The 23,626-nt window shown below is 46.2% G+C and carries 16 protein-coding genes; 1 reads left to right on the top strand and 15 read right to left on the bottom strand.

Annotated elements, in window-relative coordinates; translation table 11 throughout:
* Nucleotides 1-107: 107 nt before the first annotated feature.
* Nucleotides 108-1,118 (bottom strand): YwqG family protein, encoded by a 1,011-nt coding sequence (locus tag ACK8P8_RS02680; RefSeq protein ID WP_369860090.1) that lies wholly within the window; start codon nt 1,116-1,118, stop codon nt 108-110.
* A 192-nt stretch (nt 1,119-1,310) separates the two neighbouring features.
* On the opposite strand from ACK8P8_RS02680, the gene ACK8P8_RS02675 reads away from it, so the two are divergent.
* Nucleotides 1,311-2,855 (top strand): PD-(D/E)XK nuclease domain-containing ATP-binding protein, encoded by a 1,545-nt coding sequence (locus tag ACK8P8_RS02675; protein WP_099292601.1) that lies wholly within the window; start codon nt 1,311-1,313, stop codon nt 2,853-2,855.
* Between the two features lie 9 nt (nt 2,856-2,864).
* Here the strand turns inward: ACK8P8_RS02675 and ACK8P8_RS02670 are convergent, their stop codons facing one another.
* The 14 genes from ACK8P8_RS02670 to ACK8P8_RS02605 all read right to left on the bottom strand — a co-directional run bounded on the left by ACK8P8_RS02670 (nt 2,865) and on the right by ACK8P8_RS02605 (nt 23,621).
* On the bottom strand, nt 2,865-3,734 hold the full coding sequence (locus ACK8P8_RS02670) for a GNAT family N-acetyltransferase (protein WP_369860089.1): 870 nt from the start codon (nt 3,732-3,734) through the stop codon (nt 2,865-2,867).
* A complete protein-coding gene (locus ACK8P8_RS02665) occupies nt 3,731-4,852 on the bottom strand; it encodes a VWA domain-containing protein (protein WP_369860088.1) in 1,122 nt (373 codons plus the stop codon). The genes ACK8P8_RS02670 and ACK8P8_RS02665 overlap by 4 nt, the downstream gene beginning before the upstream one ends.
* Nucleotides 4,853-4,882: 30 nt before the next feature.
* Complete coding sequence (locus ACK8P8_RS02660) at nt 4,883-7,171, bottom strand: DUF5682 family protein (protein WP_410025522.1); 2,289 nt, start codon at nt 7,169-7,171, stop codon at nt 4,883-4,885.
* Between the two features lie 19 nt (nt 7,172-7,190).
* Entirely contained in the window at nt 7,191-8,270 is a 1,080-nt protein-coding gene (locus tag ACK8P8_RS02655; RefSeq protein ID WP_099292604.1) for an ATP-binding protein, read from the bottom strand.
* A gap of 64 nt (nt 8,271-8,334) precedes the next feature.
* Nucleotides 8,335-9,822 (bottom strand): DUF5691 domain-containing protein, encoded by a 1,488-nt coding sequence (locus ACK8P8_RS02650; protein WP_410025521.1) that lies wholly within the window; start codon nt 9,820-9,822, stop codon nt 8,335-8,337.
* Nucleotides 9,806-11,140, bottom strand: coding sequence for an SWIM zinc finger family protein (locus ACK8P8_RS02645; RefSeq protein ID WP_410025520.1), 1,335 nt, complete (start codon nt 11,138-11,140; stop codon nt 9,806-9,808). Before ACK8P8_RS02645 ends, ACK8P8_RS02650 begins: the two co-directional genes overlap by 17 nt.
* A gap of 188 nt (nt 11,141-11,328) precedes the next feature.
* Nucleotides 11,329-12,693, bottom strand: a complete 1,365-nt coding sequence (locus tag ACK8P8_RS02640) for a TlpA family protein disulfide reductase (protein ID WP_186975578.1) — start codon at nt 12,691-12,693, stop codon at nt 11,329-11,331.
* Between the two features lie 6 nt (nt 12,694-12,699).
* Complete coding sequence (locus ACK8P8_RS02635; RefSeq protein WP_186975579.1) at nt 12,700-13,665, bottom strand: hypothetical protein; 966 nt, start codon at nt 13,663-13,665, stop codon at nt 12,700-12,702.
* Nucleotides 13,666-13,676: 11 nt separating this feature from the next.
* Nucleotides 13,677-15,236, bottom strand: coding sequence for a RagB/SusD family nutrient uptake outer membrane protein (locus ACK8P8_RS02630; RefSeq protein ID WP_186975580.1), 1,560 nt, complete (start codon nt 15,234-15,236; stop codon nt 13,677-13,679).
* 12 nt (nt 15,237-15,248) lie between these two features.
* Complete coding sequence (locus tag ACK8P8_RS02625; RefSeq protein ID WP_186975581.1) at nt 15,249-18,917, bottom strand: SusC/RagA family TonB-linked outer membrane protein; 3,669 nt, start codon at nt 18,915-18,917, stop codon at nt 15,249-15,251.
* A gap of 90 nt (nt 18,918-19,007) precedes the next feature.
* A complete protein-coding gene (locus tag ACK8P8_RS02620) occupies nt 19,008-20,177 on the bottom strand; it encodes a FecR family protein (RefSeq protein ID WP_186975582.1) in 1,170 nt (389 codons plus the stop codon).
* Nucleotides 20,178-20,218: 41 nt separating this feature from the next.
* Nucleotides 20,219-20,818, bottom strand: coding sequence for an RNA polymerase sigma-70 factor (locus ACK8P8_RS02615; protein WP_255302108.1), 600 nt, complete (start codon nt 20,816-20,818; stop codon nt 20,219-20,221).
* A 152-nt stretch (nt 20,819-20,970) separates the two neighbouring features.
* Nucleotides 20,971-22,149 carry a thioredoxin family protein gene (locus tag ACK8P8_RS02610; protein ID WP_222621159.1) on the bottom strand — a complete coding sequence of 393 codons (1,179 nt, stop codon included), beginning with the start codon at nt 22,147-22,149 and terminating at the stop codon, nt 20,971-20,973.
* 11 nt (nt 22,150-22,160) lie between these two features.
* On the bottom strand, nt 22,161-23,621 hold the full coding sequence (locus ACK8P8_RS02605) for a RagB/SusD family nutrient uptake outer membrane protein (RefSeq protein ID WP_186975583.1): 1,461 nt from the start codon (nt 23,619-23,621) through the stop codon (nt 22,161-22,163).
* Between the last annotated feature and the right edge of the window lie 5 nt (nt 23,622-23,626).

Raw genomic sequence — 23,626 nt, 5'->3', positions numbered from 1 at the left:
AAAACGGCAGTTTGAGCTGCCGTTGATATAACGCCCCGCAGGGGTCTACTGACCTTATGGACCTTATAGACCTTACGGACCTTATGGACCTTATAGACTTTATAAACTCAATAGCAATCCCAATTATACAACACCCCGCTGAAATCCCGCTTCGCCAGATCATCCGGGCGGATAAAGAAGTTGCACACGCCATTGTCGCCCCACGCGATGCCGTTGTCACTGTCTGAATCCAGTTGGAAAAGCAGGACGGTATGCTCTTGGATACGCTCGTCATACTCTCTAGGGTCGAGCTGCGTGAAAGAAGGATAGCCGCCGACACGGTGTCCCCCCGCCTCCAGTTGGGCGTACACCTCGTCGAAAACGGACTCGTCCACCCGGTCTAAAGTAGGCACGGTAGCGTCCGGGTGAGTTTGATTGTAAACCTCCAGTAACAATTTCTCGAAACGGAAATCCCATGAAGTCATAGCCATAGACGCTTTCCGGAAGTTCAACTTTCTCTCTCCCGACAACGGGAAAGCATCCTCCATACCGGTCGTCGGCACCTCGGCGAGCAAACGGGAAGTATCCTCCGTCACCCGCTCGTGATAAATCACCCGAAAGCCCTTCTGGTCTGTCCGGTTCTCGAAGTTCAACCCGAGGGAATCCTCCCCGCTGATATAGAACTGCAATATTCCCTCCCGCGGGAACCCCTCCAACGCGGGCATCTCGGCAAAGTTCAACTGCCCGAGGAAACGCAACGGCTTCTTCTCCCGTTCGGCGGGTTCGGCAACCTCCGCTAGCGCCGTGTCCCCCGCGATAATCTCCGGGTTCTCCACCCGCGGTTGTCCGGTACCTCCCAGAAGAACATCCGAGGGAGCCGTTCGCGGCTGTGGGGCGACGCTTCCCTCCGCCTGTACCGTGTAATCCGTTTCGTCACACGGGTACACGAACCCCTCCGGCATATAAGGGATACCCCCTATCTTACTGTTCCACGGCATGGTCTGCTCGTCCGCGGGAACAAGCTCCGCGTAGTCCATTGTCGTCCTCTCGCGAATAATCTTCAACATCCTATCCGCCGAACTCTCTTTCTTCTCCCCGCCATTACCGCCACCACCGAATATTTTACCTAAAAATCCCATAGTATACTGTTATTTAGTTTGCAAATTGTCATTCGCGAGTTACAGGTCGCGCATGACAAATATAGTAAAAGTTTGCAAATTACCATTTGCAACGTCACGTGTTCACACGTGACAAAATAATGAAAATATCTTTCCTGTTACCGTGATTTATACTATCTTTGTCATAGTCCGACACAATGAAATAAACAAGCCATGAAAAAACTATATCCTATCGGTATTCAGAATTTCGAGAGTCTACGCAATGATGATTATCTTTATATTGATAAAACAGCATTGGTTTATGAACTAGTATCGTCCGGACGTTATTATTTCCTAAGCCGTCCTCGCCGTTTTGGTAAGAGTCTGTTGATTTCAACACTGGAAGCATATTTCCAAGGGAGAAAAGAGCTTTTCACTGGGCTTGCCATGGAAAAACTGGAAAAGGAATGGAAAAGATATCCTATCCTGCACTTGGATTTGAATGCGCAAAAGTACGACAAACCCGATAGTCTGGATAACATATTAAACGACAGGTTAGCCGAATGGGAAGAATTGTACGGGAGCAGACCAACGGAGGTCAGTCCCTCGCTGCGTTTTAAAGGTATTATTCGCAGGGCTCGTGAAAAAGAGGGACAGGATGTAGTTATCCTGATTGACGAATACGACAAACCTATGCTGCAAGCGATTGGCAACGAGGAATTGCAGAATGCGTACCGTAACACGATGAAAGCCTTTTACGGTGTACTTAAAAGCATGGACGGGTATATCAAGTTTGCCTTACTGACAGGAGTGACGAAATTCGGCAAAGTGAGCGTGTTCAGTGACTTGAATAACCTCGAAGATATATCTATGGACAGGAAATACGTGAGCTTGTGCGGAATCACGGACAACGAACTGCATACCGGTTTCGAGGAAGACTTGCACGAGTTGGCAGCCACGCAAGGCATGAGCTACGAGGAAACCTGCAAAGAGATGAAGGAACGTTACGACGGTTATCATTTCACGGCAAACTCGGAAGGTATCTATAACCCGTTCAGCCTGCTGAATACATTCAAAAAGATGCAATTCGGCAACTATTGGTTCGAAACGGGAACTCCCACGTATCTGGTGGAACTACTGAAACAGAATCGTTATAATCTGGAAAAGATAGAAAACGTGGAAACCAGTGCCGACGTGCTGAACAGTATTTACAACGACGGGAGTGCTATCCCGGTGATATACCAGAGCGGTTACTTAACCATCAAAGGATACGACAAGGTGTTCGGGCTCTACTCGTTAGGATTTCCCAACCGAGAGGTAGAAGAGGGGTTCATTCAATTCCTGCTTCCTTTCTACGCTAACACGAACGCGGTAGATTCACCTTTTGCCATCCGACAGTTTGTCGGCGAGATTTGCACGGGTAATTACGACGCGTTCTTCCGACGCTTGCAAAGTTTCTTTGCCGACACACCTTATGAATTGGCGAAAGATGTTGAATTACACTACCAAAACATACTTTTCATTGTCTTCAAATTGATAGGTTTCTATGTCAAAGCGGAATATCATACCGGTGAAGGACGTATCGAGCTGGTTTTGCAGACAGACAAATATATCTACGTGATGGAATTTAAACTGGAAGGATCGGCGGAAGAGGCATTAAAGCAAATCAATGAAAAGCACTACGCCCTACCCTTTGAGGCTGATTCCCGCGAGTTATTTAAAATAGGAATCAACTTCTCCAAAAAGACGAGAAATATTGAAAAGTGGTTGGTAGAATAGAAACCTATTCTACCGTATTTTCCGCTTGAGGTAGACCATGTCGACACATTGCCTGCCGTCCTCGATGATTGGTTCGGGGTAATTGTCCGTGAAGAAATTCTTTACCACGTGGTCGCACTCGAAACCGTATTGCTCGTAATACACCGTGCCGTAATCACTGGTACCTACCCATAAATAATCGAAACGGTCTTTGTAGTGTTCAGCCAGTGCGGCCAGTATGTACCTACCGAAATACTGCCTCTGGTAGTCGGGATCGACGGCGAGGTTCTTTATTTCGCCCGCGGCATCCACTACCGCCTCACCGATTACCCGTCCGTCCCGTTCGAGAATGAACATCTCGCCGTCGGGCAGGTAACGATCGACCATTTCCTCCGAGGGATCGGCAAGCAAGAACAAGGAAAGATAGGCTTTCTTGTCGCCCGTCACTTTTACCAATCGTTGGCGGGGATTCTTCAAGCGCATGTGCAAGAGCGGATAAGGAAAGCCGAACCCGTCGAGGGCGCTGCGGCTTTGCACCTCGAAACCCAGTTTCAGGTAAAAACCGAGGGCTTGCTCGTTCTGCTCGTTGACGGTAAGCGTTTCGGCGTGGTATTCGTCTACCGCCCTCTGTACCAGTTTTCGCCCGATACCCTTTCCCCGGTAATCGGGATGCACGAACAGCATATCTATATACGTGGAATCCAAACCGAGGAACGCCACCACCTCGTCCCCCTCGTGATGCAACAAAAGGGGTAGATTGTCGCAATTCTGCCGCACGTAAGGACGGTAGAAGACGATATCGCTTTCCTTCACGAAATGGTGGGTTGCCCGTACCGCAGCCTCCCATATCTCCGCGCAACGCTCGATGAGCTCTATACTTTTCTTACCTTTAATCATCATGTGTTTTTTGATAACCATATACTTATATCTTGTTTCGCTAAAGCGGTCGCCATTAAATCCGGGAATTTATCCGGCGTACAGGTAAAAGCGGGAACTCCCAATTCGGCTAGGAATTGGGCATTTTCTTTATCGTAGAAAGGCGCCCCGTCGTCGTTCAATGCCAGCAAAACGATGAGTTGTACCCCGCTCTGCACGAGGGAAATCATCTTCTCGCGCATCTCTTTCTCGTTCCCGCCCTCGTAAAGGTCGGTAACCAAGACCAGCACCGTGTCGGAGGGACGGGTAATAACCGTTTGACAGTACCCCAAAGCACGGTCGATATCCGTACCCCCGCCCAATTGTACACCGAACAACAAATCCACGGGGTCTTGCAAGTCATCGGTCAGATCGACCACGGACGTGTCAAAGACAACCATGCGGGTTTGCACCGCGGGAATGGAAGCCAACACGGAACCGAATATTCCCGAATAAACGACCGAGGCACCCATGGAGCCACTCTGGTCGAGGCAAAGCACGATGTCTTTCAGCGCCCGCCGTTTCCGCCCGTAGCCGATACGCACCTCCGGGATAATCGTCTTGTACTCCGGTTGGTAGTTGCGCAGGTTCTTTTCTATCGTGGTTTTCCAGTCGATTTCGTTATAGCGGGGATTGCGACGCCTGCTGGAACGATTCAGCGCACCCGTCACCGCTTGCTGCATCGGCGCGGAGAGTTTCTTCATCAACTCGTCGACGACCTTACGCACCACGTCACGGGCTATCGCCTTGTTCTTCTCGGGGATTACCCGACTCAGGGACATAAGCGTCGCCACCAGATGCACGTCCGGCACAATGGACTGGAGCATCTCTTTCTCGGTAAGTAAAGAGGTGAGGTTTAACCGCTTGATAGCGTCTTTCTGTATCACCTGTACTACCGATTGCGGGAAGAATTCCCGGATATCACCCAACCAACGACTCACTTTAGGGGCAGAACCACCCAAACCTCCCCGCCGATCACTGTCGTACAAGGCGTGCAAAGCATCGTCCACGCGGGACTCTTCGGGACTTAACGAGATTCCCGTGCCGTCCGCCGCATCACCCCCGAGTATCAACCGCCATCTTTTTAAAAGGGTTTCTTCCATAATATTTACTTTAATAATTGAAAATACAGGTTACTTTATTCCCATTAGCTGCCACACCACAGGAATTACCTTTCTAGCGTCTTCCGCGTTAAAAGCTTCGTCCTGCATGTTTACACGCTTCACGCCGGAAGTTCCTTTGGCCTTCTCCCCCAGTTTCCGGCGTTCCGGTACGCTATACTCGCTGAACGTCCTCCGCAATATGGGCAACAATTCCATGAAGGTTTCGTCACCAAGGGAAGCCAGCCAACCATTCACGAGATCCCACAATTGCTCGTCCAATAAAAGGATAGTTCCCGATGATTTCAGGAATCCCTCGAACCAGAAAGCCGTTTCGGAAGCGGCATTCCCGCGGGAAGTATAGTATTGCAAGGTCTGTGCCGTTTCCTCGTATCCCAACACGTTTTTATCACGCAATAAACGGGTGGTATAACCGGACAACAAGGGATGACTGCTACGCGCCTCCCGAACCTTTTGCACGAGTTCCATCCACATAGACGTTAATTCCGGTTGGTTTGCCGTGGCAACGGCATAATCCACGGCGACAAACTTATCCATAAGGTCGGACGCCGCATCCTCGTCTATATTGGCACACGCCAGTACTCCTCCCGCCAATACTCTGGCCATCATGGCGTAGAGCATATCGTTCACCTTACCGTAATCCAGATTCCGCACGCTACCATAACGCACCACCGTGACCATGCCGGGAATGGCTTTCATCATCTCGACGACATCCGTCACGGAAGCCGCCAGTACGTCCAGACGTCGCGTCATTTCCTCCACCAAATCGGGCAGGTCGGCGGGAATAACCCGTTGCAAGAGGTCTACCAATTCGGAAATGGAAGAGATATCTTTCGACAAGTGCACGTTATACGACACCACCGCTTCCGCCAGTGTATTCCCCCAAACGGCCTTCTCGATAATAGCCAATGTCTGTTCCGGTTCGTAATAAACAGACCAAGACTCTTTAAAAGTCCCTTTCCCGTCGGTCGCTATCGGTCGGGCTAAACGTATTCCCAACAAGTTCAAACGGTGGAAAACGATACTCCGCTCCAAATCGTTCGGCTTGCGCAAATCCAAGTTGTACTCCTTAATCTCCGTGCTTAAAGGTAAACGTAAACGCTTCAACAATTTCTCCACGTCCACGAGTAGAGGCACTTTAGGAACATCGTCGGGTACATTTCCCATGCGATTGCTGATTACCAAAGCCTCCCGGATGATTTGCAGGACGATAGGATCGCCAAAACCCATTACCGTGGTAACGGCATCGTTGTACTCCTCCAACGACGGACGGGATAAACCGCGTAAAGCCGCCATGACTTGCGCCAAACGTACCGTTTCAATCACGTGGGCAACGGAAATATCCATTCCCCTTGACCGAAACAAGGATGCCACTTTACTCATCCAGCGGGTTCCATCGTCATCGGGGTAATCCCACACGTGGTCGTACCAACCGGGAGAAACAATCCCCGCGCCGTAACCACTACGGTAAGACAAACGATCGTATGTCCACGGGATCCACGTGCATTCGACTTTTACCTTGGGCAAACCTTTCAGTATCTCGTTATCCTCTTTCTGCTTCGGCATATTCTCCAACCCGGGCACGTGCCACGCTCCACAGATGACAGCTACGCGCTTGTATCCCTCCTTCTGTACCGCCCGAATCATCTTCCGCATCCATGCCTCCCGCAACGACGTTTCCCGGTCTATTTTCGGGAAAGCCTCCCGCAAGACGGTCACTGCCTCTTTGACGGCAAGGAAGATTTCTTCATTGTTCCGACGGTTCTCGAAATTCACTTCCCACCACAATTCCGGATCATCGTACCCTGCCGCTTTTGCCAAAGCCGCGAAAGGATCGACATGTATCATTTCTTCGGCGGCAGACTCTTCCTTTATCTCTGTTTCCTCCGTCAAAGGCAACGTGTCCCCCGTGTTATCCGTTTCCTCTTGCTCTTCGCTCGTTTCTAGGGCTTCAGCTCGCTCTTCCCGCTCTTTCCATAACGCTAAATGATATATCAAAGGCAAGTCGAAAAACCGAAGGGGTATTTCCCTCTTCATGGCAAACCGCATCGTCTGCCACTCCGGGGAAAACTCGGCAAAAGGATAGAAAACCGCACGCCTCGGTTCGTCGGGCTGGTAAGCCAACAAAGCCACAGGTGGCTGCATCTGCTCGCGGAGCACCCCCGGAAGCAAAGCCTCCGCCTCGGGCGGTCCCTCCAGTAATATCATATCCGGTTCCAATTCTTCCAGATACGCCCTCACGTTTTTGGCAGAACCGGGACCATGATGCCGTATACCTAAAAAATGTATTCCATCAATCATTGTATAAACTAAAAGATAATTACAGCATTTCGCGAGAAGCACGGTAGATGTCTTTCCATCCGTCGCGTCCCTTCACTACTGTTTCCAAGTACTCCTGCCATATCACCTTGTCCTGAACCGGGTCTTTCACGACAGCACCGATAATACCGGACACGAGGTCGATAGCATTCAGGCGACCGTCACCGAAATAACCGGACATAGCCAACCCATTGTTCACCACGGATATAGCCTCGGCAGTACTTAACGTACCACTCGGTGTCTTCAATTTTGTTTTACCGTCCTCGGTAGCCCCGCCCCGCAATTCGCGGAAAATGGTTACCACCCGGCGAATCTCTTCCAAAGCCGGTTTCTCGGCAGGTATATCCATCACGCCGGAGAAGCTCTCTACCCGACGACGGACAATATCAATCTCCTCGTCAATCGTATCGGGCAAAGGAAGAATTACCGTGTTAAAACGACGCTTCAAGGCACTCGACAATTCATTCACTCCCTTGTCACGGTTGTTGGCAGTAGCGATCACGTTGAACCCCCGTATAGCTTGAATCTCTCTGTCCAGTTCAGGAATAGGCATAGCTTTTTCCGAGAGAATCGTGATTAACGTGTCCTGCACATCCGATCCCACGCGGGTCAATTCCTCGATACGAGCCAGTTTCCCGTCTTTCATCGCCCGCATCACGGGAGTTTGCACCAAAGCCCCTTCGCTGGGACCTTCCGCCAGTAACTTGGCATAATTCCAACCGTAGCGAATGGCTTCTTCTCCCGTCCCGGCGGTACCCTGCACTATCAGCGTCGAATCACCCGATACGGCTGCCGCCAAATGCTCGCTCACCCAACTCTTTGCCGTTCCGGGCAGACCGTACAACAGCAAAGCCCTGTCCGTAACCAGTGTTGCCACGGCAATCTCTATCAACCGCCGATTTCCAATATATTTAGGACTCACTTCAAACCCGTTTTTCAATGTACCTCCCATAAGATAGGTCACAACGGATTGCGGAGATAGTTGCCAGTTCTCCGGAACCTTATTTGTTTCATTCTTCTTTAACTCGTGTAGTTCTTCCTCGAACTGCTGTTCCGCGTGTCGTCTTAATAATAAACCCATATTTCAAGTTATAAAAAAGTTAATATCAAAAAACGTCAGCCCCGTGCGGCTGGAATTATTCAATCTAAAATCTAAAATTAATCAAGCTTTCTTCTATATCCTTCTTGATTTGCAGTAGTTGCTGCATACGAACGGTAAATTCCCAATGGCTGTTGCTATTCTCTTTCGTCGCGCCCAGTTCCCCGATATAGCCTAACAATGAAGCGGGTATACGCAGAGCCAGTTGCTCGCAAGTCGGACGGTCGTAATAGCAATATGTCATGGAATAGAGTATTCTCAATACCCCTCGGGAAAACTTCACTCCCCACTCCTCGTCCGTATCGTCCAACCATTGCGTCACGTAAAAGTTCTGCTGTACTTTTCCCTCCAGATTCAATTCTTCCCGTTGCCCGACAGGCAAAAGAGGTACTAATGATGTCAACTCCGGGGATTGCAATACCCGTTCTCCTTTCAACCAATAGTAAGCCCATTGTCGGTCATGGAAATTGAAAATAGCGTTCTCCAAACAAATATACTTGGAGAAAGGCGGGGACTTACGCAACCGCTGTGCCGCAGTTTCAGCGTCACATTCCAACAGTTCGCACCAAAACGAGAGAGGCACATTTTCAGCCATTTGCCTTAATATGTAATCACTGTCACTCTCGCCCTTGTTACTACTAAGTTCGCTGATACCCGCTTTTTTCAACTCCCCGGAATACGCAATCGGTTCAACAGCCCAGCCGAGCAAACGACGGTAACGCAAATGCTGCTTCAATGTCCGGGAATACAACTCCACTATATTAGAATCGGGTATTTGCCGCAACAAATCTAAGGCACAGTCCTTTACCGTGCTACTACGATCTCCGGCACGTACGCTTTCCAGAAATTCTTCATCCGATTTCGACAAACCGATTTCCAAACAAGCCAATAATTCCGCACGATGTTGTGCCGACTCGTTCTTCCATTCCGCCCGCAATAATTCAAGACCTTGGGCGGGATTGTCCTTCCTCACGCGGGACAAAATCAGCTTCCGGTCAGCATGAGTCGCCGTTTCCCAATCTTCATTTCCTTCCTCCTGCAAAGGCGGATAGTTCATCAACGGCAATAACCACCGTCCCCGGTTACCAATCAGGGAAGGCAAGAATTGTTTCTCGCGCTTTGCCGTCTGGCTACCGGGCAAGAATACCCTTCCCAATACTCCCGGCAAATACTCCGCCGGAATCAGATAACCGTGCTTTGCTGCCGTCTTGTACCATAACAGTAACATGTAGGAGTATTTCTCCCCCAATAACATTCCTAAAAGAGCCGCCGCTTTCTTCCCGGCGTATGGCATTGTTTCCGGCTCCGCTTCCATGACCGGAACCGGCTCCTTCAACTTCAAGGGTTCCAAACCGGAACGATAATAAGCAAACAAAACGGCAGCCGTCTTGTAAAAAACTTCTTCCCCGTCCGCGGCACTCTCTTTTACCTTCAACAAAGTATCGCTCAAATCTTCCGGCAATTCCCCCTCCGTCAACTCCCGGTTTGCCGTACCCAATAGGGCTGTATTTATTATATTATCCGTTATACTCATTATTCAACGTGTAATATTTATCATCTATCCATAACGATAACACTCTCCACCTACGCTCCCCCGCCATGAAGAAACCCGTAAATTCACGACCTCCCGTCACGGCAAGCCCTTTCAAGCGTCCGGCTTCTCCCACGCTCAAGGCGAGCAAACGGGCGTCGCTATCCTGCAACCAAAGTTGTCCCTCGTGTACCACGAAGCGCACCCCGCTCACGATCATCGGCACCTCGTAAGTAAAAGGGTTTACCGTCAGCACTTCCCGGAATCTCCGCGTCGCTTCCGTCAGGTTCATATACCCCGCGTTTCCGTCCGTAAGGCGGAATAACTCCCCGCTTCCCCGTTGTTCACGTACCAGCACCCGAGTAGGATTCACTCCCCGGTAAAAGGTGACATCGGCACGAACGACCGTACCGGGTAATAATGCCACTTCCGGCAACGAGCCCGCCATGATGAACTGTAAAAGCAGCGCATATCTTTTACTCTGTCGTCCGTACAACCAATTATACTCTACCGTCAGGCGGTCTTGTTCGAGCGACTCGGTACCCACGACATACCAATCATCCGTTACCGTTTCCCCCTTTGCCAGCACCTCCTCTTTAGCCTGCGGGTATCCCACGAGAGTACGAATCTCGTCCTTCCAATCATCGGGCAATTCGTCCAAATGCTTGTAACTCTCCGCCACAAGGTATGCCTTGCTTAATAGAGCGGTCAATTCATACTTCCAATCCTCCCCGAAATAATTGATTTCCTGCAACTGCCGCATCATCCCCGCCAATCCCGGAGCCTGTGAATCGACCATGCGCTTCGCTATCCCCTCGAACAGCGCCTGCGCACGTTCCGGCACGCTCAACAAACCGTTCCGCACCAAATCCTTTAGCCAACCCTGCAAATCCTCGACACCTCCCAGTACTTTCCGATGCCTCGCTTCCTGACGCTTTGCCTGTGCCGCCGCATCCACCGGTTTATCGCTCTTCTCTTTTTTCTCCGCCACCTTGTTCTCCCGCTTATTCAACCACTCCGCCACCCACGCGGGTTCCTCTCCGGTCGAAAACAAGTTTGGCTGTGAGGCATACAGAAACAGTAATCCCAAACTATGTTTACAAGGAAATTTATGACTTGGGCAAGAACATTTGAAAGCTATATTCTGCAAATCCACCTGTGTCTGGTAAGGATTCGCCCCGCTTCCCTGACAATGTCCCCACAACGCCCGTTCACTAGCCCCCCGCAACACCCACTTCGCCGCCGAAGCCAAACCCTTCCCGGCTTTCACGGATGCCGCATCAGGAGCTAACTTAATAATCTGCTCTTCTGATAATTGCATGTATCCACATTTTCAATATTCAATGTTGACAAATTTAACGTTAAATACGAAAAATGAAACAGCTTTCAAAAGATAATTCCGAAAATATCCGTATATTTTAATATTAGGTACTGCTTATTACCCGATTTATAATAAAACGTCCATCAACATTAATCTTGTTGATGGACGCAATTCTGCAATCTTAAAAATTACTCCACGCAAACCAGATCGAGCAAAGAATTCAATGCTTTCATTCCCGGTCTGTAAGCAAAAGCCATACGTATTTTAAAATTCTTATCAATCAATATGAAACGCGGAATACCGCTAATCTTGTACGCTTCCTGAAACTTTTTATTGCCGGAATGCAATTCCAGAACATTTTCCACTCGCGGATGTCCGTTTAAATAATTCATCCAAGGAGCGGCCTTCTTGTCAATAGATACTGAAATGAATTTAATATTCTTTTCTTTGTATTCCCGAGCCAACCCGTGAAACACGGGAGCCAAGGCTTTACAAGGATTACACCATGTTGCCCACACGTCTATAAAAATGGGCATTCCCTTGTAATCCGACAACTTACACGCGTTGCCGTCCATGTCTTTAAACTCAAAATCCATCGCTTCCACCCCTGTCAAAAGATCACGTTTGTCTTTAATATGTTCATTTACAATATCCAAAATAACAGAATCTTTTACTTTCCCCGGGAAATCCAAAAGCTCAGGACTATATAGACGAGTCACATCATTCAGTACCTGCATCAAAGCGTATTCTTCCTCGAATAGTGAATAACCGATTTGTCCGGCAAAACCGGGTTCGATATTATGAACAACATTCATTAACGCCTGACTCGTTTGCCAATATTGCAATACCTCCTGTTCTTTGTAAAGCTTACATATATGACGAGCCTTTTTCAAAAAGACTTTTGAAAAAGCAAGTTTGAAATCCCTGTTCCAAGATTCAAAATCTGCGGCGGATAATTCCCGTTGCATACTTTGAGCCGAGAACTGATAGTAATTCAACAAGGTGCTGATAACCATAAAATCAATCCGGCATTGACAGTCCTCCACGAACTTTTTCGAGAGAAAAATACTTTTTACAACTCGCTTTAACGAATCGGCATTGGAAAACACCCGTCGTTCATACTCCTTGTAAGTAGTTTGAGGTGTAAGCAACTTCGGGTACAGCATTTGATAACTCAAAAACCAAGATTGGTTTAGCCACGCATTTTCCGCGGCCAAATCACCCGAGAATTTCGTCTTCGTCCGCTCTCGGTCATTGTAATCAATGACGATGGTGCTACCCGGTTTCACGAACACATTCAATGCTCCCCAATCGTACAATCTGTAATATTCCCCTTCCGGATCGGTCACCCGCAATAAAAAAGTAATAGAATCTCCCGGAGCTACCCGTTCGGAACGAACCATATTATATCGGGTTTCTTTAATCAATTCTGCCGGATAACGTTGAAATACAGGATGCGACTTAAAAACGACCTTCGCATCCTGTGCAACAGAAATCAACGCACACAATACTCCGACAATTCCCAAAAGAATCGGTTTCATGCATTTCTCCATTACAAATCACTTTAATTCAAAGCCTATTGATTCCATCACGCCACGCATAATCAGGAATTTCTCCAACACCATCGGGTACTCGGCATACATTCCCTCGAACTCCGCCTTACTATACGAAACCACCGCCATGATATAGTCCTCGATATCCTCATCTTCCTTTACAATCCTGTAACGCCATTTCGTTATATCGGGATCGGTCACATACGGATAATTGTCCCGGGAATAATCCAAGAAACCGTACACTTCCCAACGGGCAGGTGCAAGACACGACTCTCCCGGATAATTAGGAGTACGCACATTCATCCCGTAATAACTTCTTTGTGTCGCTGGATCATAACTCACCTTTTTAAAGGTCTCAATCTCGGACGAAGGATTCTTTGCCAGATACTTAATAGCCAAATAGGTGATAATCTCATTCGCCCGCTCTATTTTCTCCGCTTGCGACATATTCGCGATGACAGGAATATCGGCTACAGCCAACGTCTCCATGGCTTGATGCACCGCTTTCATGCTCTTCGCCCCTCCCACGTATTGCTGTTCATATATCGAGTCCAACAAAAGAATCGACTGAATATAAAATATCTCGGGAACATTAGGCAACAGCACCTCATCCACGAACTTTATTCCCGCCAACTTGTCCGCTTCATCCCGTATCAACGAAATATGTTTGGCGTTAATACTAAATGCGTTAGTCGGGTTATTTAGATTATAATTCAAATCCAACACTTTATAATACACGATCGGGTTTCCATTGTGATCCAAACCCCGTTCCTGACTTCCGATCGTATCATTACAGAAGACCGGTATCCCCCAAGTGGAATACACCCCGTAAGCGGCATGTTGCACCGCATCATCAAGATTATCTTGCAGCACAAACCACTCCACGTCCGAGTACGAGGGTTGCAAATCATCCTCTTCACTACATCCCGTAGCAAAGAACACCATCACCAGAAGTAATATATGATATTTCATTGGAATTAAAATTAAAAGCGTTTAAACATTTCTCTTTGAGGACGAGCGGCATTATCCACCATGTTCCCCTTGTTGAATTCGATCACCGACCGCGGGATCGGAATCACGTAAGCGGGCTCCGAAGCGTACTCGTTCAACTGGTAACTGCCCAAATACTCGCGCATCCAAGTCGTATTATTATAAAAATACTGATCATGAATAATCGGTTTGGAATAAGGATACTTGGAATGAACAGCATAACGACGCAAATCAAACCAACGGTGTCCCTCGAAGCAAAGTTCCCGACGGCGTTCGTCACGGATTAATTCCATCAACTTCTCGCCCGTCCGCTTGTCCAAAGCGACGTGAGTACCTTGTTTCATACGTTTACTTCTCAACTCTTCAATTATATTCTGCGCCTCATCCTCACGGGAAAGCATAGCCAAAGCTTCCGCTTTATTCAACAAAACCTCGGACAAACGCAACAGACACTCAGAAGAAACCAGTCCATCCTGACTATCTACTAATTTCTTTACAAGATACACGGGATTTCCCCAAGCATCTTTGTAAATCCCCAACCAAGAATCAATACGCAAATCATTACCCGGTTCTTGACGGAACATTTCAACCAAAGCATCCGACACATCAAAATTACTCATGCTCGTCATATCACAATCTGCAAAACAATTCCCCCCTTGCGAAAAGATTGTTTCAGGCGAATCTTTAAACGTGATACTGGCACCGTTAATTGTTCCCCACTTGTCCGGTACCACCAACGCCAACCGCTCGTTGTAGTCCAACAAAGCGTATCCTCCCTGCAACACGGTATCGGCAGACGCGAGTGCTTTCTCGTAATCTTCCATGTACAAATGCACCCTGCTCAAAAAAGCATGCACGGCATAAAAGCCTGCCCGATAAATCGTTTTATGCTCTTTGCCTTTCAATAAACGGGCAGCCAACGTCAAATCCTCCGTGATGCGGGTATAGGTTTCTTCCAATGTATTCCGCTTGAAATAAATATCCTCCACGTATTCGGTAGTCTTAATCGGCACACCTAAATCTATCGCGGCAGAAGCCTTCACGTAAGGCTTGGCATAGATATTAGCAAGATAAAAATAGTACACCCCGCGCAAGAAATAACACTCGCCTTTAATCCGCTCTATGGCTTCCGGCCGATCATTTATCTCCTCCGTTTTAGACAGTATCACATTCACAGAACTGATGTGCTTATACAAGCGTTTCCAATCCGTATCGCTCACCTCCTCGCCTTCCCGCATATAAGGATATTCCGACCACGTGTAAAAATTTGCAAAATCAATAAACTGCGAAGCATCAGCATTCCCTCCCGGACCAAACTGCTTTATATCATCATCCATCACGTGAATCCAAGGGAAATAATAACCGTCATCACCCCCCAAGGAAACAATAACCTGCCTACTTGGCACCTTCATATACCCGTCCCCTATCAATATCTCGTCCAAATCCGCCGCCGTCTTCGCGTATGTCATATCCTGTGAATACTCTTCCAAGAAATCATTACACGAGCTTAAAAAGAAAAGAATCGGGATTAAATAACTTATATAACTTTTCATAGCCTCAATTAATTAAAACGTGATACCTAAATTAACGGAATACGAGGGGCGAATCGACAAATTCAATTTATCGGTTGTCCCCGATTGTGAAGGATCTTGCCCTTTCAGTTTCGAACTGCAAATGGTAAACAAATTACTTCCCGAAACCCCGACATATGCCGACTTCAACAACAACTTCTTGCAGAACTCCTCCGGCAAAGTATAATTAAACACAAAAGACTGCAACTTCAAATAATTCCCGCTCACAGTCCGGATATCGGAATTATCATACATCTGCCAGATATTATCGGCAAAGTTAATCGAGTTATTGTTCCCGGACTTCCACCACGGCTGCAAAGTCCTGCTATACTCGGCATTCGGTAATAATCCCGGGATACTCGTGTGCCGCTCGTCACCCGGACGTTGCCAGCGTTTCACGAACTCCCGACGCACGTTTCTTTCCGGCAGAGGAGCAACCGTCGTTCCGTTTTTATTCGTCCCGTACAACTGCATCAACCGAATTTTAGAACCGAACGAGTACGAGAAATTAAAACTCAATGACATCCGTTTATACGAGAAGGTATTCGACACACCACCCTGCAAAACCGGCACCCGCGTACCGGACACCTTCATCACCCGGCGAAACACATCCTCCCGTTCCATCTTCAAATATTCATCTTTAAGCTCTTCCTCCACGTCATAAAACATCGGGCGTCCGTCCTCGGGCGAAAGCCCTTGAAATTTATATGAAAAGAAGGTATTCAGAGGCTCCCCTTCAATCAACGCCGACCCATCCAGATAATTCGTGTAAAATATCTCATCCTGATCTTTCTCGAAGTTATCATTATTAACCGCTTTCGTCAACAAGGTATTCAACACTTGCCCTATTTGCGGATCAATATCCCAACGGAAACCACCGATTTCACCACCCGCTTTAAAAGGAGTAAAATTGAAACTCATCTCGAAACCCTTGTTTTCCACTGTCCCGGAATTAATCACGTAGGTTTCCACGCCATTGATATCCGCTACCGTCTTACTCAGGAAAGCATCTTTAGTCTTCTTGTAGAAATACGAGAACGTACCCCGGATACGATTATTGAACAAGGCAAAGTCCACGGAACCATTGAAGGCTCCCGTCTTCTCCCACCGCAAATCAGGATTCGGATAATGTTGTATATTCGACTCGTACTCCCCGAAATAATCGTTCATATTCCCTTTCTTGATAATGAGTTCCGGAGTCTGATTACTCAACATATTTCCTTGATACCCGAAAGAACCTCTCACGGATAACCCGTTAACCCAATTAACATCCCGTAATATATTTGCCTTCATATCCCAACTCGCGGAAACCGACCATACCGGCAATATCTTTTCGTTACTGCGATCCCCAAACTTGTTGGAAGCATCCGCACGGGTGTTAAAATTAAATGAATAAGCGTTATTCAACGTGTAGGTCAACGTCAAATAAGCAGACATCTCGTTCTGGATATTATCCGATATCACCCCTCTTGCATCCTCCTCTTCCATTTGCCATTTGGTAAAAGAAGGGTACACGTCGGGAGCCAATGTCGCGATCATCTTTCCCCGCTCGGGCAGATATCCCCGATGTACTTGATGTTTTCCGTCATATTTTGAAGACGCCAACTCGAAACCCACGGCGGCATTGATCAAATGTTTTTGCCCGCTATCCAAGAACCTTGTGAAATCAAATTGCAGACGGGTAGTATAATTATCGTTCCGGGTAACATCCTCACGATACTCTCCCCCCACGGGTAATAAACTAATCGATTTCTGATCCGGCGTCAACTCCACCCCGTAATTCACACCCCGAAGATTTGACGCGTAGAAAGAATTTTCACCGATAAACGTTTCCTGCATCGTGTTATTAATACTGTATGAAAATATGAATTGGGTTTTCAGCCAATCATTGAAACGATAATTCAAATTCATATTCAAGGTAATCCCGGAACTATTATACTCGTCCCGGTAATTTTCCATCTCATGCAAAGCATTAAATGCCAACTGACTATTAGAACTGGCATTAGAAGAACCTTTCACGTCATAAAAATAAAGACTCCCGTCTTCGTTAAATGCCGGAATAGCCCTCGAAGTATTATAAGCGTAATCCAGAATATTCACCTCACTATTCACGTATTCCCGCACCCCTTTATTAGCCAGCATCCCGAACGAGAACGAGAATTTATTGAAACTCCCGTTGATGTTCATACTCGTGGAATAACGATCATTCTTTTCACCTTTGATCACCCCTTTCTCGTTAGAATATCCCAAGGAAGCATAATAACGGATATTCGTGCTACCACCCGACAAACTCAACGTGTGGCTGTTAGAAAACACATCTTCCGTGATTAGATCGAACCAATCGGTATTCACGGTTTCCAATCTTGATACTTCATCCGTGAACTGTTGATAAGTATAGATTCCATTGTTATACTTATCAAGAGCCCCTTCATACCCGACCCAATTATTGATAGTCGGGTACGACAACCCCTTCTCGACAATCTCTCGGGAATACGCAATACGTTCTTTCGAGTTCATCAAATAAATATTCTTGTCCGAATAACGGGGTCTTGCCGTGAACTTGCCATTCAAACTGTACGTCACGGAAGGCGGTCCCGTCTTCCCTTTCTTCGTGGTAATATTAATTACCCCATTTGCCGCCTTTGCCCCGTATAATGCCGTGGCGGAAGCATCCTTCAAAATATCAATACGTTCAATATCTTCAGGGTTAATGCCGGAAATAGCGTTTCCAACCAAATTCACGAAATCCAGATTATTAATCAAAGTCGGACTCACGTTCACGGGATCACGTAACACGATACCATCCAACACCCACACGGGTTCTTGGTTGCCAAGTATCGTGGAAGTACCCCGGATACGTAATTTCGGTGCTGCCCCCACTTGTCCCGAATTCTGCATAAAGATCATCCCCGGCACGTGTGATTCAAGCAACTGATCTATAGTTTGTACCCCGGGAACCTTGATTTTGTCCATCTCAATAGACTGAATGGCACTCGTGTTTTTTCGGCGATCGATAGTCTGGTATCCGGTAACAACAACTTCGGACAGCTCGGACTGTTCTTCCTTCATCACCACGTTAATCGTATCCTGTCCGGTACATTTCACTTCCGCCGTTTCCATTCCGATAAAGGAAAAGATCAAAGCCATATTCTCCATCGCAGGTAATGTCAATGCATATCTACCGTTTACGTCAGTGGCAGTTCCGATCGTCAATCCTTTCACGACCACGGTCACACCGGGCAACGGAATCTTGTGTTGATCCGTAACCAGCCCCGTGATACGGACATTTTTCTGCCTTGTATCTTCCATTTTTTTATCCGTGATCACAATCTGTTCACCCACGACTTGAAACGTGTAGGCAGAATTTTCAAATACCCGTTTCAACACGTTTTCAACGGTTTCGTCCGTCACGGAAACTGTAACCTTCCCGATATTCTTCTCTTGTGTATCATTATAGAAGAATTTGTAAGAAGTCTGTTTTTTAATCTCGTTAAACAGCACGGAAAGTGACACCCCTTTCAATTTCAAAGTCACCTTTCGGGGTTGTCCGACATCAGCACCCCGAACCGGACTGCAACAAATACCACCCCATATCAACGTCAGTAAAACTACTCTTTTGAGAAATAATACTGACAACGACAAAAAATGTTGTTTTTTTTCCATAGATTTGTCATGTAAGTTTTAAATGATTATATAAAGCTTAATTTAAAAGGAGTATCCCAAGTGTTGGTCGCACGGCTCGGAACTCCTTTTTTATTTTTGTAAAATAATACTGTCTTCATTCATTCTGTATTGAATACCCAGATTCACGCATATCGTTTCAATAGCCGCCCGAACATCCTCCCTGTCAAATTCTCCGCTAAAAAGCTGGGAGAATGATTTTCCTGTCTCGTTAATAATAGTCACACCATACCAACGCTCCAGTTTCCAGACAACATCATCAAACCGCTCGTTATCTATCACGAGTACTCCATCTTTCCATCTTACCATATTAGCAGCATCCACCTTTTTTACTTCCACGTCCCCGCTCTTCGTGTTGAACACGATTTGCTCATCGGGCTTCATAACGACAGCATGTTTCCCCGCTTGAACCCTCACTTTTCCTTCCACCAAAGTAGCACTGGCCTCATTCCGATCCCCGTACAGGTTCACTTCAAAAGAAGTACCCAGTACTTCAGTCACCAACTCCCTCCCCGCAACAACAAATGGACAAGCTGTATCCCGTGTCACTTCAAAATAAACGTTTCCCCGTACCTCCACTTCCCGTCTCTCTTTACCGAAACGTATCGGGTAACGCAACGAACTCTCCGAGTTTATCCAAACCTTTGTCCCGTCCGACAATCGAAGAGAGAAACGCTCTCCCGCGGGGACAATAATTTCATTATATGCCAATTCAAAATCCCCAGCCCCCGCCAATGAATCATTCAGTTCATAAGCAATCTCCCGGTTGTTGATCTTACTTATCTTGATATCATCTTCCATTCCGTCGGACAAAGCCAAAGAATCGGAAAGAACATTTACTTTCCTGCCATCGGAAAGAGTCAACAATATTCCTTTACTATAAATAATTTCCTTCCCCTCGGGGACAATTTGTTTTTCCGGTTCATACAAACGCAGCAAAGCAAAAACACCAATCATCACCACGGCTACAGCCGAGAGCATTCTCCATACACGCTTCATGTTGTGTTTCGGACTTAAAGACCGATGCATAAACCGTCTATAATCTTCCAGTCCCACCTCAACCATTTCCCGGTCTGCATGTCTTCCAGAGGAAAGATTCCACACTTTTCTAAACTTCTCGAAATAAAGTCGATTCCGCTCATCCTTCATCCATTCTGAAAAATATACAATTTCCTCTTGTTCTGCCTGATGCGACAAAACACGAATCAGTAATTCATCTATATTGAAAGTTTCTGTTTCCATCTTTCCTGCCTTTTATACACTAAAGACAGACAAAACATGTTTTACCCCCAATGAGAAACCGAAAAAAATAAAATAATTTGCAGCAACCAATCCAATTCCTCACGCAACTTACTCAAAGCTATCGTCATATGCCGTTCTACCGTTTTCTCGGAAATATTCAATTTTTCAGCAATCTCCCTATTTTTCAACCCCTCTACCTTACTTAAAACAAATACCTCTCTACACTTTTCCGGCAACAAAGCTATTGCCTCGTCCAACGCTTTGGCTACATCAGCCTGCCACAATTCCATTTCAGCCTCCGGCGATTGAATAACATTAGAAAAATAAAGGTCTGCCAATTGTTCCCGCTCATACTTTTGAATATTCTTTTTATGAGCCAGAGTATTCAAACATGCGTGATAAACCGATTTAAAAAGATATGCTTTTACAGAAAGAGAAATATTCAGTACTTCACGCCCTTCCCATATTTTATAATACATTTGTTGGACAACATCCCGGGCGGTTTCCAAATCATTTAATAAACGGTCGGCATAATTCAACAAAGAATCATAGTATGTGGTATAGATATACTCGAAAGCTGATATCTTGCCACATTTCAATACTTCTAATAATTCTTTATCATCTGAATAATCCACGAGCATCAACATTAATAACCATGCAAATATAATGTTACTAATCTAATTTACACGTCTATTGTTCGACAAAGTTATCTATATTCTTTCAAAATAAAGAAGCGGAACCATGACAGGATTCCGCTTCTTACACACAATTAAAACAATCACACACTAAAATATCATTTTTTCTTTCGTGTCGGTTTCTGTGCCAGATTCTTCGGACGCATACTGTATTCTTTGGCTCCGACTTCCGGTTTATCCATAATAGATGCGGGAAAAACTTTTTCAGCCCCCGGGGTCTTACGAATCAGACGTTCCAGCAATGCCGCGTACTCTTGATGGATGTACGGATCCTGTCGGTTGTCGCTATTATAAGCGATATACTGCAAATAAGAGGCACACCTGCTCAACCACTCCACCGGGGTTTCCGGGTCCCAATAACTGCCGCGCACGGTAAACCGGAACTGTTCGATAAAATCCTGCTGGTTAATGGAGGTATCCGCCATAGCACGCCGAATCAACACATCAGCCTTATCATACTCTTTATTTCTTACCAAAGCATTGATTTGTACCAGATACTTGTTCAAATCTTTACCCTTAAATTCCGGCAACCGATTTAATTCCTCCAAAGAAGCATTCCGGGTTTCCATGTACAACTTGTTGTCTACTATATCCTTTCCCAACACGCTTACGAACTTGTCATACCCCTGTACAACTTCTTGAAAATAAGGATTATTCACCCCCGTGATATTGGCTTTAAATATCTTCCAAACGTCCGGTTCCGTCAACTTCGCCCCCTTCTTCATCAGCATATCAAATGCTTTCTGCACGTTCTCCCGTTCATAGATAGAAGCATTGTAATTGATATAATTCTTTAGAAATTCCCGGTCATCACGTCCTTTAGCAAATTCCTCAGTCAAATAACCGGAACGCAATTCCGGTACCAAAGCACTTTTTCCCGTGGCAAGAAACTGCTCGGCAGACTGACGGGATTTACTCCGGTGTACCACCTCCTCGCTTGCCGGATCAACAAACACGTAAGTCGGGTAAGAATTAACGCTATAGCGTTTGGCAAGTTCCACTCCCTCCCCGTTCTCGGCATCAATCTTCATGTTCACGAACTTCGTGTTATAAAAATCCCCGATAAAGGGGAGAGTGAACACACTCTCCGCCATATTTAAACAAGGACCACACCATTGAGTGTAGAAATCCACGAATATCAATTTGTTCTCCGCCTTAGCTTTCTCTATTCCCTCTTTCCATGTTCCATGATAAAACTGAATACCATAGTTCGGTTCCATTTGGGCGAAAATATTCACACTCCATAAAAGAAGTACTATATACACGATATGTTTCATAATCTTTACTTTTAATATCCGGGATTTTGTTCACAAATAGAATTTGCATTAATCTCTCCGGTAGGGATATTATAAATCTTTCTGGTTTCCAACTTTTGCATGAAAGCCTCCACGAAACTAGCTGTATTATTTTCCTCGTCTTTCTCTTGTTCATCTTCCAACTGCTCAGCCAAACTTTGATTCATTTCCAACAAACGATCAAAACGTTGCACGGCAAACCATTCATGCCAATTCTCGAAAGCCATTTCGATCCACCACTCTTTGAATATTTCATCCATTAACTCGTCACGAGTTGCCGGCTCTGTTAAATTCGTACTTCCCACACGCCCGCGTAATTCTTTGATCGGAGCCCAAGCATCAGCAATAGAACTATTACTACGAGCCAACGCCTCTGCCTTAATCAAGTACAATTCAGCTGTACGCAAGAATATTACCGGCACACCATCATTCGGACGATAAATCTTTTTTACCGTATTTACATTGTAGGTCACTCCGTTATAAGTAACATTTTTATTTTCAGTAACCAATGTTTTCCGAGGATCCCCTTCAATCAAATTCATATAACTTTCGGTCGGTCCCCACAACCCGGAAGCCCCGGAAGCCTTCTCCATAAGATAAGATACATCGGATGCCTCATCCGTGCTAAATGCCCGGCAGAAAATAACTTCTTTCGACGTTTCCGTATTCGTGAACACATTAGAATAACTTGGGTCTAAAGGATTCACCGACGTGATAGCTTCATCGGCAGCAACGGCCGCTTCACTATATTTCCCTTGGTAAAACAGCACAACCGCTTTCAGCGCTTTTGCCGCCTGTACGGATGCCCGAGTGGGAGTCGTGTATGCGGGAGCTTGAGCCAAAGCTATTTCCAAATGATTAAAAATTTCCTCGTAACTTTTAGCTACCGTGGTACGTGCCTTCACGGCATTGGCAACCGATGGTATTTCATCCCGAACAAGTACCCCGTAATTACTGCTTTCATCCCAATATTCGCCAAATTGACGCAATAACCTGAAATAAGCCAGAGCCACTAGAAAATGACACTCTCCGACAATCTCCTCTTTTCTTCCCTTTTCAAATTCACTATCATTAATCCCCTCCAATGATGTCAACAAATAATTGACATTCTTGATTATATTATAATCATCACTCCACTCTCCATCCCCGAAAGAACTATAAGACAAAGTATTCAAATATCTCTCGGAATAATAGATAGCATTCCCCGAGGTAACAAAATCTTGCCGTAACATAGCCCCGGACATAAAACTACCACTTAACGCGGCAAACAAATAATTCGTGCTAGTGGACGGCAAATAGGAATACGCGCCGTTTAAAGCTAATTCTGCCATTTTCGGCGAGGTTATCGCGTTCTCCAGATCCAACTCGTACATCGGATCTTGTTCCAACACGTCTACCAATTGACAATTGGTAAAACCTATTATAATCGAAAATACAATCAGTATTTTTTTCATACTCA

Origin of the sequence: Butyricimonas muris, from assembly GCF_046365375.1 — a bacterium.
Taxonomy (GTDB): domain Bacteria; phylum Bacteroidota; class Bacteroidia; order Bacteroidales; family Marinifilaceae; genus Butyricimonas; species Butyricimonas muris.
This window is presented reverse-complemented; position numbering and strand designations above follow the sequence as displayed.